Raw genomic sequence first — 14630 nt, 5'->3', positions numbered from 1 at the left:
AGGACCCCACAGTGCGAATTGCGCAGTCCTGGCTGACCGAGATCCTGCAGCGCGCCACCGACGGCTGGTCGGTGTCACCGGCCGAACTCGACGCCGGGTTCGTGCGCGTCGGCCTCGAGGTGGAGGGGGAGCCCGAGACGCTTCCCGAGATCACCGGCCCGCTCACCATCGGCCGGGTCAGCAGCATCGAGGAGCTCGAGGGCTTCAAGAAGCCCGTCCGCTTCTGCCTGGTCGAGGTCGGGGGCGAGGAGCTGCAGCAGATCGTGTGCGGCGCGCGCAACTTCGCCGAGGGCGACCTCGTGGTGGTGGCGCTGCCCGGCACCGTCCTGCCCGGCGGCTTCGAGATCGGCAAGCGCAAGACCTACGGCAAGCCCAGTGAGGGCATGATCTGCTCGGCCTCCGAGCTCGGGATCGGAACCGACCACAGCGGCATCATCGTGCTGGCACCGGGCACCGCCGAGCCGGGCGACCCGGCCGGCCCGGTCCTGGCCGCCGGTGCGCCGGAGCAGGACACGGTGATCGAGCTCAACGTCACGCCGGACCGCGGGTACTGCCTGTCGGCGCGCGGGCTCGCCCGCGAGCTGGCGTGCGCCTTCGACCTGGACTTCGCGGACCCGGCCACCGAGCTGGGTCTGCCGTCCGAGGAGGAGACGTGGCCACTCGAGGTGGCCGACGAGGCCGGCGCCCGGCGTTTCGCCCTGCGCCGGGTCACCGGCGTGGACCCGGCGGCCACGACCCCGTGGTGGCTGGCCCGTCGCCTGCTGCTGTCGGGCGTCCGGCCCATCTCGCCGGCGGTCGACGTGACCAACTACGTCATGCTCGAGCTGGGCCACCCGATGCACGCGTTCGACGCCGCGCGCCTGCAGGGCGGTCTCACGGTGCGTCGCGCCCGGGCGGGGGAGAAGCTCACCACCCTCGACGACGCGGTGCGCACTCTCGACCCCGAGGACGTGGTGATCTGCGACGAGACCGGCCCCATCTCGCTGGCCGGCGTCATGGGCGGCGCCAGCACCGAGGTCTCCGATTCCACGACCGACGTGCTGCTCGAGGCCGCCGTGTGGGACACCCTGGCCGTCTTCCGGACGATCCGCCGCCACAAGCTGCCGAGCGAGGCGGGCAAGCGCTACGAGCGTGGCGTGGACGCCGCGGCCTCGATCGCCGCGCTCGACCGGGCCGCCACGCTGCTGGCCGAGATCACCGGCGGCACCGTCGAGGCGTCGCTCACCGACGTCGGTTCCGCGCCCGTCATGCCGACCATCGCGTTCGACGAGGACCGGCCCTCCCGGGTCGCCGGGGTGGAGTACCCGACGGGCACCGTCCGCCGCCGCCTCGAGCAGATCGGCGCGGAGGTGACCGGCGACGACGCGGTCCTGCTCGAGGTCACCCCGCCGACGTGGCGCCCCGACCTGAACGTCCCCGCGGACCTGGTGGAGGAGGTGCTGCGACTGGAGGGTCTGGAGGACATCCCGTCGGTGCTGCCCACCGCCCCCGCCGGCCGTGGCCTCACCGCCACCCAGCGAGGCCGCCGCGCCGTGGGGCGCGCCCTGGCCTCCAGCGGCCACGTCGAGGTGCTCACGTCACCGTTCGTCGATCCGTCCGTGTTCGACGCGATGGGTGTCGACCACGACGACGAGCGCCGCAGCACGATGTCCGTGGTCAATCCCCTGGAGAGCGACAAGGCGCATCTCGCGACCACGCTGTTGCCGTCCCTGATGGAGATCGCCCGTCGTAACCTGACCCGGGGCACCCGCGACCTCGCTCTGTACTCGGTCGCCCAGGTGGCGTTCCGGACGCCCTCGACCACCGGCGTCGAGATGCTGCCGGTGGACCGCGAGCCCACCGCCGAGGAGCAGAGGGTTCTCAGCGATTCGCTGCCGGACCAGCCGGTGCACGTGGCGGCCCTCTACACGGGCAAGCGCGAGCCCGTCGGCCACGCGTCGGCGGGACGCGACGCCGACGCGCTCGACGCCGTCCGCGCCGCCGAGGTCGTCGGTGCCGCCCTCGGGGTCGGGACCGAGGTGCGCGCCGCGTCCTTCGCTCCGTGGCACCCCGGCCGCTGCGTCGAGGTCGTGGTCGACGGCGCCGTGGTCGGCCACGCCGGCGAGTTGCACCCCGCCGCCTGCGAGCGTCTGGGGATGCCCGCGCGGACCTGCGCGGTCGAGCTCGATCTCACCGCCATGGGCGCGCGCGAGGTACTGCCCGCCCCCGCGATCTCCTCGTACCCGTCCGTGAACCAGGACGTCGCCGTGGTCGTGGACCACACCGTGCCCGCCGCGGCCGTCGAGGCCGCGCTGATCGCCGGCGGCGGCGAGCTCCTCGAGAGTGTCCGCCTCTTCGACGTCTACACCGGCAGCCAGCTCGGTGAGGGGCGCAAGTCGCTCGCCTACGCGCTGACCTTCCGCGCGGACGACCGCACCCTGACCGAGGACGAGGCCAGCCAGTGGCGTACCGCGGCGGTGGACGCGGCCGCGCAGGCCGTCGCGGCGAGCCTTCGTGGCTGACCCGGTGCGGGTGCCCCGGGTCCTGTGCATCGCCGGCACCGATCCGTCCGGCGGCGCCGGCCTGTTGGCCGACACCAAGGCCGTCACCGCGCTCGGCGGGTACGCCATGGGCGTGGTCACCGCCGTGACCGTGCAGAACACGCGCGGGGTGTACGACGTCCACGCGGTACCCGTCGACACGGTGATCGCGCAGCTCGACGCCGTGGCCGACGACGTCCAGATCGATGCCGTGAAGATCGGCATGCTCGGAGAGGCCACCCTCGTCCGGGCGGTGGGTGACTGGCTTCGTCGTCGTCGTCCTCCCCACATCGTTCTGGACCCGGTCATGGTGGCCACCACCGGCGGTCGCCTCGCGACCGACGAGGCGGCGTCCATGCTGCGCGAGCTCGTCCCGATCGTCGACCTGGTCACGCCGAACGTCCCCGAGCTCGGCGTGCTGTGCGGACTGGACACCGCCCAGGACATAGAGGGGATCGTCGGGCAGGCCGAACTGGTCCACGAGCAGACCGGAAGCGCGGTGCTCGCGACGACCGGCGATCTCCTGGACGGCAGCGCCGAGGACGTGCTGGTGGAGTCGGAGGGGCGGCGGCGGACCACGCGTCGTCTGCCGTTCGTCCGCGTCGACACGCCGCACACCCACGGCACCGGGTGTTCGCTGTCCTCGGCCATGGCCACCGCGCGCGTGGGCGCCGACGACTGGCGGTCGGCCTACGCGCGGGTCCGACCCTGGATGGACGGTGCCCTGCAGGGGGGACTGTCGCTCGGCGTGGGGCAGGGGTCCGGTCCCCTCGACCACAACTGGTTCCTCCACCGCTGAGCCCGGTCCCTGTCGTACACCTGTGCGATTATCCGTCTCGCCATCAGGCCGAGACAACCAGGAGTAGACCATGACCGCATCGCACCTGTCCGACACGTCCACCGAGCCCTCCGCCGCCAAGGCCCTGGAGCGGGTCCGCAAGCTGTTCGCCAAGGCCGAGAGCGTCGCCGGCACGCCGGAGGCGGAGGTCCTCCTCGAGCGCGCCTACGCGCTGCTCGCCAAGTACGGCGTCGACGAGGCGCTGGCCAGATCGGGCCCGGACGCGCGGCCGGCCGAGGTGTCGGTCCTCGACCACGTGGTCTCGGGGAAGTACCAGCCCGACCAGGTGGGACTGGTGGCGGCCCTGGCGGCCGCCATGCACTGCCGGGCCGTCACCTCCGGTCGCAGGGACGGCACGACGATCGTCCACGTCGTGGGGGTCCGTCGGCACGTCGAGCGGGTGGGGATGCTGGCCGGCGCGCTCACCGGGGTCATGCTCGCCGCCGCGGCCCGCCAGCGGCCGGGGCCCGGGGTCTCCGCGGTGACCCACCGCAAGTCGTTCATGACGGGTTTCGCGTTCGAGGTCGGGCGGAGGCTCGCCGCGGCCGAGCGGGGGGCGGTGGCGGAGAGCGCCGATGCCACGGGGGCGGATCTCGTCCTGCGCTCGGACGCCCAGCGGGCGGACGCCGAGCTCAGGCGTCGCTTCCCGACCGCGGTGCGTGGCGCCCGTCGGCGGGTCGGGACCTCGGGACTCGAGGAGGGGCGTCGGGTCGGCGGAACGGTCGATCTGGGGCAGCGTCGCTTCGACGGGGGGCGGCGGCAACTGGGGGCCTGAGCGGGCGGGAGCGCCTGCGTGCAAAAGATTGCAACTTGATGCATACTCGTGCGTATGGCAATCAGAGTGGCGGTCGCAGGCGCATCCGGATACGCGGGCGGGGAGTTCCTCCGGCTCCTCCTCGGCCATCCGGCGTATGTGTCGGGCGAGCTCGAGCTGGGGGTCCTCGCCGCCGGGTCGAACTCCGGGCAGACCCTCGCCGAGCATCACCCGCACCTTCTTCCGCTCGCGGACCGCGTCCTCGCCGAGACCAGCGCGGAGACGCTGTCCGGACACGACGTGGTGGTACTCGGGCTACCGCACGGCCACTCCGCGGTGATCGCGGAGCAGCTGGGGCCGGACGTCCTCGTGGTGGACCTCGGGGCGGATTTCCGACTGCAGGACGCCGCCGACTGGGAGGCCTACTACGGCTCGCCACACGCCGGGACCTGGCCGTACGGCCTGCCCGAACTCCCCGGCGCCCGCGAGGCGCTGCGGTCGACACGTCGGATCGCGGTGCCCGGATGCTTTCCCACCGGGGCGAGTATCGCGTTGTTCCCAGCGGTCGCGGCCGGACTGATCGACGCGTCGGACATCACGATCGTCTCGGTCACCGGCGCCTCGGGGGCCGGCAAGTCCGCGAAGGTGCCGATGCTCGCCTCCGAGGTGATGGGCTCGGCCAAGGCGTACGGCGTGACGACCCACCGGCACACCCCCGAGATCGCGCAGAACCTCCGCGCCGTGACCGACGCGGTGGTGTCGGTGAGCTTCACGCCCGTGCTGGCGCCCATGGCCCGGGGCATCCTCACCACCGCGGTCGCCCCCACCACCGCGACCGTGGAGGAACTGCGTCGGGTGTACGGGGCGGCGTTCGGCGACGAGCCGTTCGTCCACGTCCTGCCCGCGGGGGTCCAGCCGATGACTGCCTCGGTCCTCGGGTCCAACGCCGTCCAGCTCGGGATCGAGGTGGACCAACGGGCCGGCCGCGCGGTGTTCACCGCCGCGATCGACAACCTCGCCAAGGGCACCGCCGGCGGCGCGATCCAGTCCATGAACCTGGCGCTCGGACTCGACGAGACCGCGGGCCTGAGCACGGTCGGGCTGGCCCCGTGACCGCACGGTCCGCCATGGACCGCACCCCGGCCGGGGGTGTGCTTCCCGGCGCGGCCTCCGGCGGACACCTCCACGGCCTGGATTCGTGGCTCGAGGCCCTCGAGTACGACATGGTCTTCTGGACCGCGCCGCCGGGGACCACGGCCGTGCTCGAGGTGGGCGGCGCCGGCGTCGGTGCGGACGCCGGTGCGGGCGTCGGTGCGGATGCCGATGCGGCTGAGCTGCAGTGGAGCACCCGCTGCGCCGAGCTGCCGTCCACGCGAGCGGTCGTCCTGCTCGACGGGCCCGGATTCGAGGACGTCCGCCACGACTTCGAGACCGCACACGAGGCGGCGGAGGCGGTCGCCGGGTTCGTGAGCGAGCACTCCGCCGCGGACGCCGGTCCCATCGAGGTCCTCGTCTTCCGGCCGGACACCGCGGCCGGCACGGACGGCCCGGGCACGGCGGTGAGCGTGTGGCCGCAACCGACCGGGACCACGGACGGCGCAGAGTTCCGGTTCCGTCACCGCGGCGGGGCGGATGTCCGGCTGCGCCTGAGCATTCCGCAGATCACTTCCACCCCGACTCGGGAGGCATGAGATGACCAAAGAGATGAACGACGGATCGAAGCAGTTGACGCCGTTCGTCCGCGCGCACGTCCTTGCCGAGGCGCTGCCGTGGTTGCAGAAATTCCACGACAAGATCGTAGTGGTCAAATACGGCGGCAACGCGATGGTCGACGAGGAGCTCAAGGCGGCGTTCGCGGCCGACATGGTGTTCCTGCGCACCTGCGGCATCAAGCCGGTCGTCGTCCACGGCGGTGGCCCGCAGATCACGTCGATGCTCGGTCGGCTCGGGCTGGAGGGCGAATTCCGCGGCGGCTTCCGGGTCACGACCCCCGAGGTGATGGACATCGTCCGGATGGTCCTGTTCGGCCAGGTCGGGCGCGAGCTCGTGGGGCTGATCAATGCCCACGGTCCGTACGCGGTGGGCATCTCCGGGGAGGACGCCGGCCTGTTCACCGCGGTCCGCCGCACGGCGATGGTCGACGGGGAGCCCACCGACATCGGGCTCGTGGGCGATGTGGCCGCCGTCGACCCCGGGGCGGTCCTCGACCTCATCGAGGCCGGCCGCATCCCGGTCGTCTCCACCATCGCCCCCGACGCCGACGGGGTCGTCCACAACATCAACGCCGACTCGGCAGCGGGCGCGCTCGCTGCGTCGCTCGGCGCGGAGAAGCTCGTCGTCCTGACGGATGTAGAGGGTCTCTACACGAACTGGCCCGACCGGTCGTCTCTCGTCACGCACCTCGGCACCACGCCGCTCGAGACGCTGTTGCCCAGGCTGGAGAGCGGGATGGTCCCCAAGATGGAGGCGTGCCTCGCCGCCGTGCGAGGCGGGGTCCATGCCGCGCACGTCATCGACGGACGCGTCGAACACTCGGTGCTGCTCGAGATCCTCACGGAGGGCGGCATCGGAACCATGGTCACGAGCGGTGACCACGAGACCCGTGCGGCGATAGGAGAAGGCGCGTGAGCCCGCAGGACACCGGCAGCCTCACCTCCCGGTGGGACTCGGCGCTGATGCGCAACTACGGCACCCCGCCGCTGGAGCTGGTCTCCGGTGAGGGCGTGGTCGTCACCGACGCGAGCGGTAAGGAGTATGTCGACCTGCTCGCCGGGATCGCCGTCAACTCGCTCGGCCATGCACACCCCGTCGTGGTCGAGGCGGTCAGCCGCCAGATCGCCACGCTTGGGCACGTCTCGAACCTCTACGTCCACCCGACGGTGGTCGCCCTCGCGGAGCGGCTCGAGGCTCTGCTCGCGGTGGACCAGCCCGTCCGGGCGTTCTTCTGCAATTCCGGGGCGGAGGCCAACGAGGCCGCGTTCAAGATCGCCCGTCGTACCGGGCGTTCCCGGATCCTGGCCGCGGAGAACGGCTTCCACGGCCGGACCATGGGGGCGTTGGCGATGACCGGCCAGCCCGCCAAGCGTGAACCGTTCGAGCCGATGCCCGCCGGGGTGGAGTACTTCCCGTACGGCGACATCGCCGCGCTCCGGGCGCTCGTCGCGCAGGCCCCGGCCGACACCGCCGCCGTCATCCTCGAGCCGCTGCAGGGCGAGGGCGGCGTCGTCGAACCGCCGGAGGGGTTCCTCGCCGACGTGCGTTCACTGTGCACCGAACACGGGATCCTCATGATCGTCGACGAGGTCCAGACCGGCATCGGACGGACCGGCGCCATGTACGCCACCCGCGGGGCGGGTGTCGTGCCCGACGTGATCACCCTGGCCAAGGGACTCGGCGGCGGACTGCCGATCGGCGCGTGTCTCGGGATCGGCGCGGCGGGGGACCTGCTCACCGCCGGGCAGCACGGTACGACCTTCGGCGGCAACCCCGTCGCCTGCGCCGCCGCGCTCGCGGTCCTGGACACCATCGAGTCCGAGGACCTGATCGCGCACGTGGACCGGCTCGGCAAGATCATCGCCGCCGAGATCGAATGCCTCGACCACCCGCTCGTCGACCACGTCCGTGGCCGCGGGCTGCTGCTCGGTGTGGTCCTCACCGCACCCCGGGCGAAGCAGGTCGAGGAGGCCGCGCGGGCCGCCGGCTACCTCGTCGGGGCCACGGGCCCGGACGTGGTCCGCCTCGCCCCGCCGCTCGTGCTCACCGAGGAGCAGGCCGCGCGGTTCGTCTCCGCCCTGCCCTCGATCCTCGACACCGCGTCCGAGAAGGAGACCGCGTCATGACCACTCCGGCCCCGAGAACCCCCACCGCGTCGCCGGTCCGGCACTTTCTCCGCGACGACGACCTCAGCCCCGCGGAGCAGGCCGAGGTCCTCGACCTGGGGCTCACGCTCAAGGCCGCGCCGTTCTCGGCCCGCCCGCTCGAGGGGCCCAGGTCGGTGGCGGTGATCTTCGACAAGACCTCCACCCGGACGAGGTTCTCCTTCGACGCCGGCATCGCCCAGATGGGCGGCAACGCGATCGTGGTCGACTCCGGATCCACGCAGATGGGCAAGGGGGAGACGCTCGCCGACACCGCGATGGTGATGTCCCGCTATGTCGAGGCGATCGTGTGGCGCACCTACTCACAGGCCGGCCTCGCCGAGCTCGCCGCGCACTCGTCGGTCCCGGTCGTCAACGCGCTCACCGACGACTTCCACCCGTGCCAGATCCTCGCCGACCTGCTGACCATCCGCGAGAACTTCGGCCGCACCGCGGGCCTGCGGGCGGTCTACCTCGGAGACGGCGCGAACAACATGGGCCACTCGTACCTGCTGGGCTTCGCCACCGCGGGCATGCACGTCACCATCGCCGCGCCGGAGGGCTACCAGCCGACCGGGCAGGTCGTCGCCGACGCGGAGGAGATCGCCGGTCGGACCGGTGGCTCGGTCACCATCACCACCGACGTGGACACCGCTGTCGTCGACGCGGACGTCCTCATCACGGACACGTGGGTGTCCATGGGCATGGAGGACTCGGCTGCCGACCGCCTGCGGGACCTGGCGGATTATCAGCTGGGTCAGGCGGCGGTCGACAAGGCGTCCGACGACGTGATCGTCCTCCACTGCCTGCCGGCCTACCGTGGGAAGGAGATCACCGGCGAGGTGATCGACGGACCCCGGAGCCGGGTGTTCGACGAGGCGGAGAACCGGTTGCACGCCCAGAAGGCCTTGCTCGTCTGGTTGCTGGAGCGATCGTGACCTCCGTCGGCGCGGTGAGCCGCACGGCGCGTCACGCACGCATCGCCGAGATCCTGCGCGCGCGCCCGGTGAGCAGCCAGACCGAGCTCGCCGAGGCGCTCGCCGGCGAGGGCATCGGGGTGGCCATCGCCACCCTGAGTCGGGATCTCGACGAGCTCGGCGCGGTCAAGCTCCGCGCCGCCGACGGGGGAGCCGGCCGCTACGTGATCCCGGAGGACGGGAGTCATGTGCCCGGAATCCCGGGCGGCACGGATCGGCTCGGTCGGCTCCTCGGCGAGCTGCTCGTCTCCGCCGACCACAGCGGGAACATGACGGTCCTCCGGACGCCCCCGGGCGCGGCGAACTTCCTCGCCAGCGCCCTCGACCGCGCGAACCTAGACGACGTGGTGGGCACGATCGCCGGTGATGACACCATATTCGTGATGGCCCGCGAACCGGTGCGCGGCGCGGAGCTCGCGAACCGACTCGCAGCCCTGGCTCGACGTCAGCTCTGACACGACCGAATACCCTGAAAAGACCTAGAGAACAACAACCAAGGAGAACACCATGACCGATCGCGTCGTCCTCGCCTACTCCGGTGGCCTCGACACCTCCGTCGCCATCAGCTGGATCGGCCAGGAGACCGGCGCCGAGGTCGTCGCCGTCGCCATCGACCTGGGCCAGGGCGGTGAGGACATGGAGGTGATCCGGCAGCGCGCTCTGGACTGCGGCGCGGTCGAGTCGGTCGTCGTGGACGCCCGCGACGAGTTCGCCGACGAGTACTGCGCCCCCACGATCAAGGCCAACGGCCTCTACATGCGCCAGTACCCGCTGGTCTCCGCCATCTCCCGTCCGCTGATCGTCAAGCACCTCGTCACCGCCGCCAAGCTGCACGGCGGCACCTCCGTGGCCCACGGGTGCACCGGCAAGGGCAACGACCAGGTCCGCTTCGAGGTGGGGTTCGGCGCGCTCGCCCCCGATCTCGACGTGATCGCCCCCGTCCGCGACTACGCCTGGACGCGTGAGAAGGCGATCGAGTTCGCCGAGCGGAACCAGATCCCGATCAACGTGACCAAGAAGTCCCCGTTCTCCATCGACCAGAACGTCTGGGGGCGCGCGGTGGAGACCGGCTTCCTCGAGGACCTGTGGAACGCCCCCACCAAGGACGTGTACGACTACACCGAGGACCCCACCCTCAACTTCTCCGCCCCCGACGAGGTCACCGTGACCTTCTCGGAGGGCGTCCCGGTGGCGATCGACGGGCGGAAGGTCACCGTGCTCGAGGCCATCGTCGAACTCAACCGTCGAGGGGGCGCGCAGGGTGTCGGCCGCCTCGACATGGTCGAGGACCGGCTCGTCGGCATCAAGAGCCGTGAGGTCTACGAGGCGCCGGGCGCGATGATCCTCATCGCCGCGCACAAGGCCCTCGAGGACGTCACCCTCGAGCGGGAGCTGGCGCGCTACAAGTCGGGCGTCTCCGACGAGTGGTCCAACGCGGTGTACGACGGGCTGTGGTTCTCCCCCCTCAAGTACGCGCTCGACGCGTTCATCGACAACACCCAGCAGCACGTCTCGGGTGACATCCGCATGGTCCTGCACGGGGGGTCCATCGTGGTCAACGGGCGCCGCTCGGAGAAGTCGCTGTACGACTTCAACCTCGCCACCTACGACGAGGGGGACTCGTTCGACCAGAGCTACGCCAAGGGCTTCGTCAACCTCCACGGGCTGAGCTCCAAGATCGCCGCCAAGCGGGACCTCGGGCTGTGAGCGACGGCGGGGATCGGGACGGGCGGCACGGCACCAACACGGGCGCACTGTGGGGAGGCCGGTTCTCCGGCGGCCCCGCGGAGGCGATGGCCGCGCTGAGCAAGTCCACGCACTTCGACTGGGAGCTGGCCCGGTACGACATCCGGGCGTCAAAGGCCCACGCGCGCGTGCTCCACCGCGCGGACCTGCTCTCGGGTGCGGACCTCGACGCGATGCTCGACGGTCTGGACCGGTTGGCGGCCGACGTCGCATCGGGGTCGTTCGTCCCGTCGGAGTCCGACGAGGACGTCCACGGTGCCCTCGAACGAGGCCTGATCGACAGGGTCGGGATCGAGGTGGGGGGCCGCCTCCGGGCGGGCCGCTCTCGCAATGACCAGGTGGCCACCCTGTTCCGCATGTGGTTGCGGGACGCCGTCCGCGCCGTGGCGGAGGGGGTACTCGACGTGATCGATGCCCTCGTGGCCCAGGCGGACGCCCATCCCGAGACGGTGATGCCGGGTAAGACCCACTTCCAGGCCGCCCAGCCGGTCCTGTTGGCCCACCAGCTCCTGGCCCACGCCCAGCCGCTGCTGCGGGATCTCGACCGGATCCGGGACCTGGACCGCCGGCTCGCGGTGTCGCCGTACGGGTCGGGCGCCCTGGCCGGCTCCTCGCTCGGTCTGGACCCGGACGCCATCGCCGCCGAACTCGGCTTCGACCGCGCGGCGGACAATTCGATCGACGCCACCAGCTCGCGGGACTTCGCCGCCGAGGCGGCCTACGTCCTGGCGCAGATCGCGGTGGACCTGTCGCGGTTGGCGGAGGAGGTGATCGCCTGGTCGACCCCGGAGTTCGGGTACGTCACCCTGGCCGACGAGTGGTCCACCGGCAGCTCGATCATGCCGCAGAAGAAGAACCCGGACGTCGCCGAGCTGATGCGCGGCAAGACGGGTCGACTCATCGGCAATCTCACCGGGCTGCTGGCCACCCTCAAGGCCCAGCCGCTGGCCTACAACCGGGACCTGCAGGAGGACAAGGAGCCGGTCTTCGACTCGGTCGCCCAGCTGGACCTGCTCCTCCCGGCGATGGCGGGAATGGTCGCCACGCTGGAGTTCCATCCCGAGCGGCTCGCCGAGCTGGCGCCGGCCGGGTACACCCTGGCCACGGACATCGCGGAGTGGATGGTCCGTCAGGGCATCCCGTTCCGCGTGGCCCATGAGGCGGCGGGGGAGTGCGTGCGCGTGGCCGAGGGTCGCGGCGTCGGGCTGGACGAGCTCTCCGACGACGAGTTGGCGGCCGTCCACCCGGCGCTCACGCCGGAGGTGCGTGACGTGCTCACGGTGACGGGGTCGATCGCGTCGCGGAACGCCCGTGGCGGCACAGCCGGTACGGCCGTGGCCGAGCAGCGCCGGCGGCTGGGAGAGATCCGTGACGAGCTCGCGGACTGGGTAGGGTGAGCGCCATGTCCGCCATAGATGACCGCCTGCTCGAGATCCTCGCCTGCCCCGAGGACAAGGGGCCGCTGCTCCTGGCGGGACAGGACACGCTCTACAACCCGCGGCTGCGCCGCGCCTACCGGATCGACGACGGGATCCCCGTCCTGCTGGTCGACGAATCGCGGCAGGTCGACGAGTCCGAGCACGCGGAGCTGGTGGCCCGGGCCGGCGGTATCCCGCAGGAGTGACCGAGACCCTCCCCGGCCCGGACCAGGATCGGTTCCGGGAACTGCTCCGCGTGGCCCCTCCCGACGAGGCCGCGCGGGCGGTGCTCGGGGGAGTGCTGAGCCACGGACCGGTCGCGGTGCGGATCGTCGAGGTGGAGGCCTACGGCGGCCCGTCCGGCTCGGCCCACCCGGATCCGGCCGCCCACACCTGGCCGGGACCGACCCCGCGGAACCAGGTGATGTTCGGAGACGCGGGCCACCTGTACGTGTACCTGAGCCACGGCATCCACCGGTGCGTCAACATCACGTGCCGCCCCGCGGGCGAGGGTGGTGGCATCCTCCTCCGCGGCGCGCGGGTCGTGGCCGGACACGAGGTGGTGGACGGCCGCCGGCCCGGCGTCCCGGCCGAGCGGGCCGCCCGCGGACCGGGCAATCTCGGCAGTGCGCTCGGGATCGACCTGTCGTTCCGCGGCACGGACGTGCTCGACTCGTCGTCGTCCATCACCTTCCAACCGGATCCGGTCCCCGGCGACCTCATCCGGACGGGTCCCCGGGTGGGGGTCTCCCGCGCGGCGGACGTGCCGTGGCGGTTCTGGACCGCCGGGGCCAGGGAGGTCTCGCCGTACCGGCGGAGCCCGCGTGCGGGGCGGGTGACCGACCACGCCCCGTGGTGACGCGGTGCGTCGATGGGGGACAATGGCGGCCGTGACCAACAACATCCTCGATGACCTGCAGTGGCGGGGGCTCATCGCGCAGTCGACCGACATCGACGCGCTACGCGCCCATCTCGACGAGGGGACGGTGTCGCTCTACTGCGGTTTCGACCCGACGGGACCGAGCCTGCACGCCGGTCATCTCATCCCCCTGCTCACGTTGCGTCGGTTCCAGCTGGCCGGCCACCGGCCGATCGTGCTGGCGGGCGGGGCGACCGGGCTGATCGGCGACCCCCGCGAGGTCGGGGAGCGGGCGATGAACACCACGGACACGGTGGCCGAGTGGACGGAGCGGATCGCGGGCCAGCTGGAGCGGTTCGTCGATCTCACCGACGGACCCACGGGGGCCCGTGTGGCCAACAACATTCAATGGACCGGCCACCTCTCCGTGATCGAGTTCCTCCGCGACGTGGGCAAGCACTTCTCCCTCAACACCATGCTGGGGCGGGAGACCGTCAAGCGCCGCCTGGAGGGGGAGGGGATCTCGTTCACCGAGTTCTCCTACATGCTCCTGCAGGCCAACGACTTCCTCGAGCTGCGCCGGTCCATGGGGTGCACGCTCCAGCTCGGTGGCTCGGATCAGTGGGGCAACATCATCGGCGGCGTCGACCTGAACCGTCGGGTGGACGGGGAATCCGTGCACGCGATGACCGTCCCTCTGGTCACCTCGTCGGACGGACGCAAGTTCGGCAAGTCCACGGGCGGTGGGAGCCTGTGGCTCGATCCCGCGATGACCAGTCCGTACGCCTGGTACCAGTACTTCCTCAACACCGCCGACGCCGACGTGATCCGGTATCTGCGGTGGTTCTCCTTCCTCGGCCGGGAGGAGATCGCCCAGCTCGAGGAGGTCACCCGGGAGAAGCCGCACCTGCGGGCCGCGCAGAAGCGCCTCGCCGAGGAGATGACCACGCTCGTCCACGGTGTCAGCGCGACCGAGTCCGTGCAGGCCGCGTCGCAGGCGTTGTTCGGCCGAGGTGAGCTGACGGGTCTGGACGAGCAGACGCTCGCGGCGGCTCTCGAGGACGCCGGCGCGGTGGACCTCGCTCCCGGGGAGCCGGACACGATCGTCGATCTGCTCGCGGCGTCCGGGCTGTGCGAGAGCAGGGGGGCTGCCCGGCGCGCGGTCGGCGAGGGCGGTGCGTACGTCAACAACGAGCGCATCGCTGACGCGGAATGGACCCCGGCGCCGTCGGACCTGCTGCACGGGCGTTGGCTCGTCCTGCGCAGGGGCAAGAAGAGCTTTGCAGGGGTGCGGATCCGCTGATCCGCCGCAAGTGACCGCAGGAGGGCGCCGGGAATACCGGCGCCTTCTCGCATTTCACCGACCTGACCAGGCGATTTGCGTTTCGGTTCACGTCTGCGTAACTTATTGGAAGTCGCCGAGAGCGAGCCCGGACCGAGAGGCCCGAGCCGAGAGAGGCGACACGCTCCACGAAGAGGCAGGAACCGCCCGGTTTGACCGGGAAGGCCAGAGTCGCTAGACTGGAGAAGTTGCCCCGAAAGGGACAGCGAAGCGCAGTACATCCTCGAGAACCGGTGGTCAGAGAGCTACCGCGGATCGATGTGAAGGTGTTGTTTGAGAACTCAACAGTGTGTTTTGTTTGTGATAGTGCCAAATTTTTT

General features: G+C 71.4%; 14 protein-coding genes. All 14 read left to right on the top strand.

Annotation, left to right across the window (positions count from 1 at the left end):
- Positions 1-11: 11 nt before the first annotated feature.
- The 14 genes from pheT (at position 12) to tyrS (ending at position 14271) form a co-directional block, all read left to right on the top strand.
- Positions 12-2501: a phenylalanine--tRNA ligase subunit beta gene (gene pheT, locus Q0444_RS00315; protein ID WP_299020405.1), complete on the top strand. Its 2490-nt coding sequence runs from the start codon at positions 12-14 to the stop codon at positions 2499-2501.
- Positions 2494-3318, top strand: coding sequence for a bifunctional hydroxymethylpyrimidine kinase/phosphomethylpyrimidine kinase (gene thiD / locus Q0444_RS00310; protein ID WP_291083015.1), 825 nt, complete (start codon positions 2494-2496; stop codon positions 3316-3318). Before pheT ends, thiD begins: the two co-directional genes overlap by 8 nt.
- A gap of 70 nt (positions 3319-3388) precedes the next feature.
- Positions 3389-4132 carry a DUF2786 domain-containing protein gene (locus tag Q0444_RS00305; protein ID WP_291083012.1) on the top strand — a complete coding sequence of 248 codons (744 nt, stop codon included), beginning with the start codon at positions 3389-3391 and terminating at the stop codon, positions 4130-4132.
- Between the two features lie 54 nt (positions 4133-4186).
- Positions 4187-5224 (top strand): N-acetyl-gamma-glutamyl-phosphate reductase, encoded by a 1038-nt coding sequence (gene argC, locus Q0444_RS00300; RefSeq protein ID WP_299020401.1) that lies wholly within the window; start codon positions 4187-4189, stop codon positions 5222-5224.
- Positions 5221-5802 (top strand): hypothetical protein, encoded by a 582-nt coding sequence (locus tag Q0444_RS00295; protein WP_291083006.1) that lies wholly within the window; start codon positions 5221-5223, stop codon positions 5800-5802. Before argC ends, Q0444_RS00295 begins: the two co-directional genes overlap by 4 nt.
- Before the next feature lies 1 nt (position 5803).
- Positions 5804-6739, top strand: a complete 936-nt coding sequence (argB, locus tag Q0444_RS00290) for an acetylglutamate kinase (RefSeq protein WP_291083003.1) — start codon at positions 5804-5806, stop codon at positions 6737-6739.
- Positions 6736-7950, top strand: coding sequence for an acetylornithine transaminase (locus tag Q0444_RS00285; protein ID WP_291083000.1), 1215 nt, complete (start codon positions 6736-6738; stop codon positions 7948-7950). The genes argB and Q0444_RS00285 overlap by 4 nt, the downstream gene beginning before the upstream one ends.
- Complete coding sequence (gene argF / locus Q0444_RS00280; protein WP_291082997.1) at positions 7947-8906, top strand: ornithine carbamoyltransferase; 960 nt, start codon at positions 7947-7949, stop codon at positions 8904-8906. Before Q0444_RS00285 ends, argF begins: the two co-directional genes overlap by 4 nt.
- The gene (locus Q0444_RS00275; RefSeq protein ID WP_291082994.1) at positions 8903-9400 is read left to right on the top strand and encodes an arginine repressor; all 498 of its coding nucleotides are present in this window, start codon (positions 8903-8905) and stop codon (positions 9398-9400) included. Before argF ends, Q0444_RS00275 begins: the two co-directional genes overlap by 4 nt.
- A 52-nt stretch (positions 9401-9452) precedes the next feature.
- Entirely contained in the window at positions 9453-10652 is a 1200-nt protein-coding gene (locus Q0444_RS00270) for an argininosuccinate synthase (protein WP_299020394.1), read from the top strand.
- On the top strand, positions 10649-12088 hold the full coding sequence (argH, locus tag Q0444_RS00265) for an argininosuccinate lyase (protein WP_299020391.1): 1440 nt from the start codon (positions 10649-10651) through the stop codon (positions 12086-12088). Before Q0444_RS00270 ends, argH begins: the two co-directional genes overlap by 4 nt.
- A gap of 5 nt (positions 12089-12093) precedes the next feature.
- Positions 12094-12315, top strand: a complete 222-nt coding sequence (locus tag Q0444_RS00260; RefSeq protein WP_291082981.1) for a Trm112 family protein — start codon at positions 12094-12096, stop codon at positions 12313-12315.
- Positions 12312-12968 (top strand): DNA-3-methyladenine glycosylase, encoded by a 657-nt coding sequence (locus Q0444_RS00255; protein ID WP_291082978.1) that lies wholly within the window; start codon positions 12312-12314, stop codon positions 12966-12968. The genes Q0444_RS00260 and Q0444_RS00255 overlap by 4 nt, the downstream gene beginning before the upstream one ends.
- A 31-nt stretch (positions 12969-12999) precedes the next feature.
- Entirely contained in the window at positions 13000-14271 is a 1272-nt protein-coding gene (tyrS, locus tag Q0444_RS00250; RefSeq protein ID WP_349679620.1) for a tyrosine--tRNA ligase, read from the top strand.
- Positions 14272-14630: the final 359 nt, after the last annotated feature.

Source organism: uncultured Dietzia sp. (genome assembly GCF_937873725.1).
Taxonomy (GTDB): Bacteria; Actinomycetota; Actinomycetes; order Mycobacteriales; family Mycobacteriaceae; genus Dietzia.
Note: the sequence above shows the minus strand (reverse complement) of the source record. Positions and strands in the feature narration are given on the sequence as shown.

What these genes read in the sequence shown, in the direction of transcription:
- Q0444_RS00305 (WP_291083012.1), top strand. Translation starts at nt 3,389, where the DNA reads ATGACCGCATCGCACCTGTCCGACACGTCCACCGAGCCCTCCGCCGCC.
- argC (WP_299020401.1), top strand. Translation starts at nt 4,187, where the DNA reads ATGGCAATCAGAGTGGCGGTCGCAGGCGCATCCGGATACGCGGGCGGG.
- argB (WP_291083003.1), top strand. Translation starts at nt 5,804, where the DNA reads ATGACCAAAGAGATGAACGACGGATCGAAGCAGTTGACGCCGTTCGTC.
- argF (WP_291082997.1), top strand. Translation starts at nt 7,947, where the DNA reads ATGACCACTCCGGCCCCGAGAACCCCCACCGCGTCGCCGGTCCGGCAC.
- Q0444_RS00270 (WP_299020394.1), top strand. Translation starts at nt 9,453, where the DNA reads ATGACCGATCGCGTCGTCCTCGCCTACTCCGGTGGCCTCGACACCTCC.
- Q0444_RS00260 (WP_291082981.1), top strand. Translation starts at nt 12,094, where the DNA reads ATGTCCGCCATAGATGACCGCCTGCTCGAGATCCTCGCCTGCCCCGAG.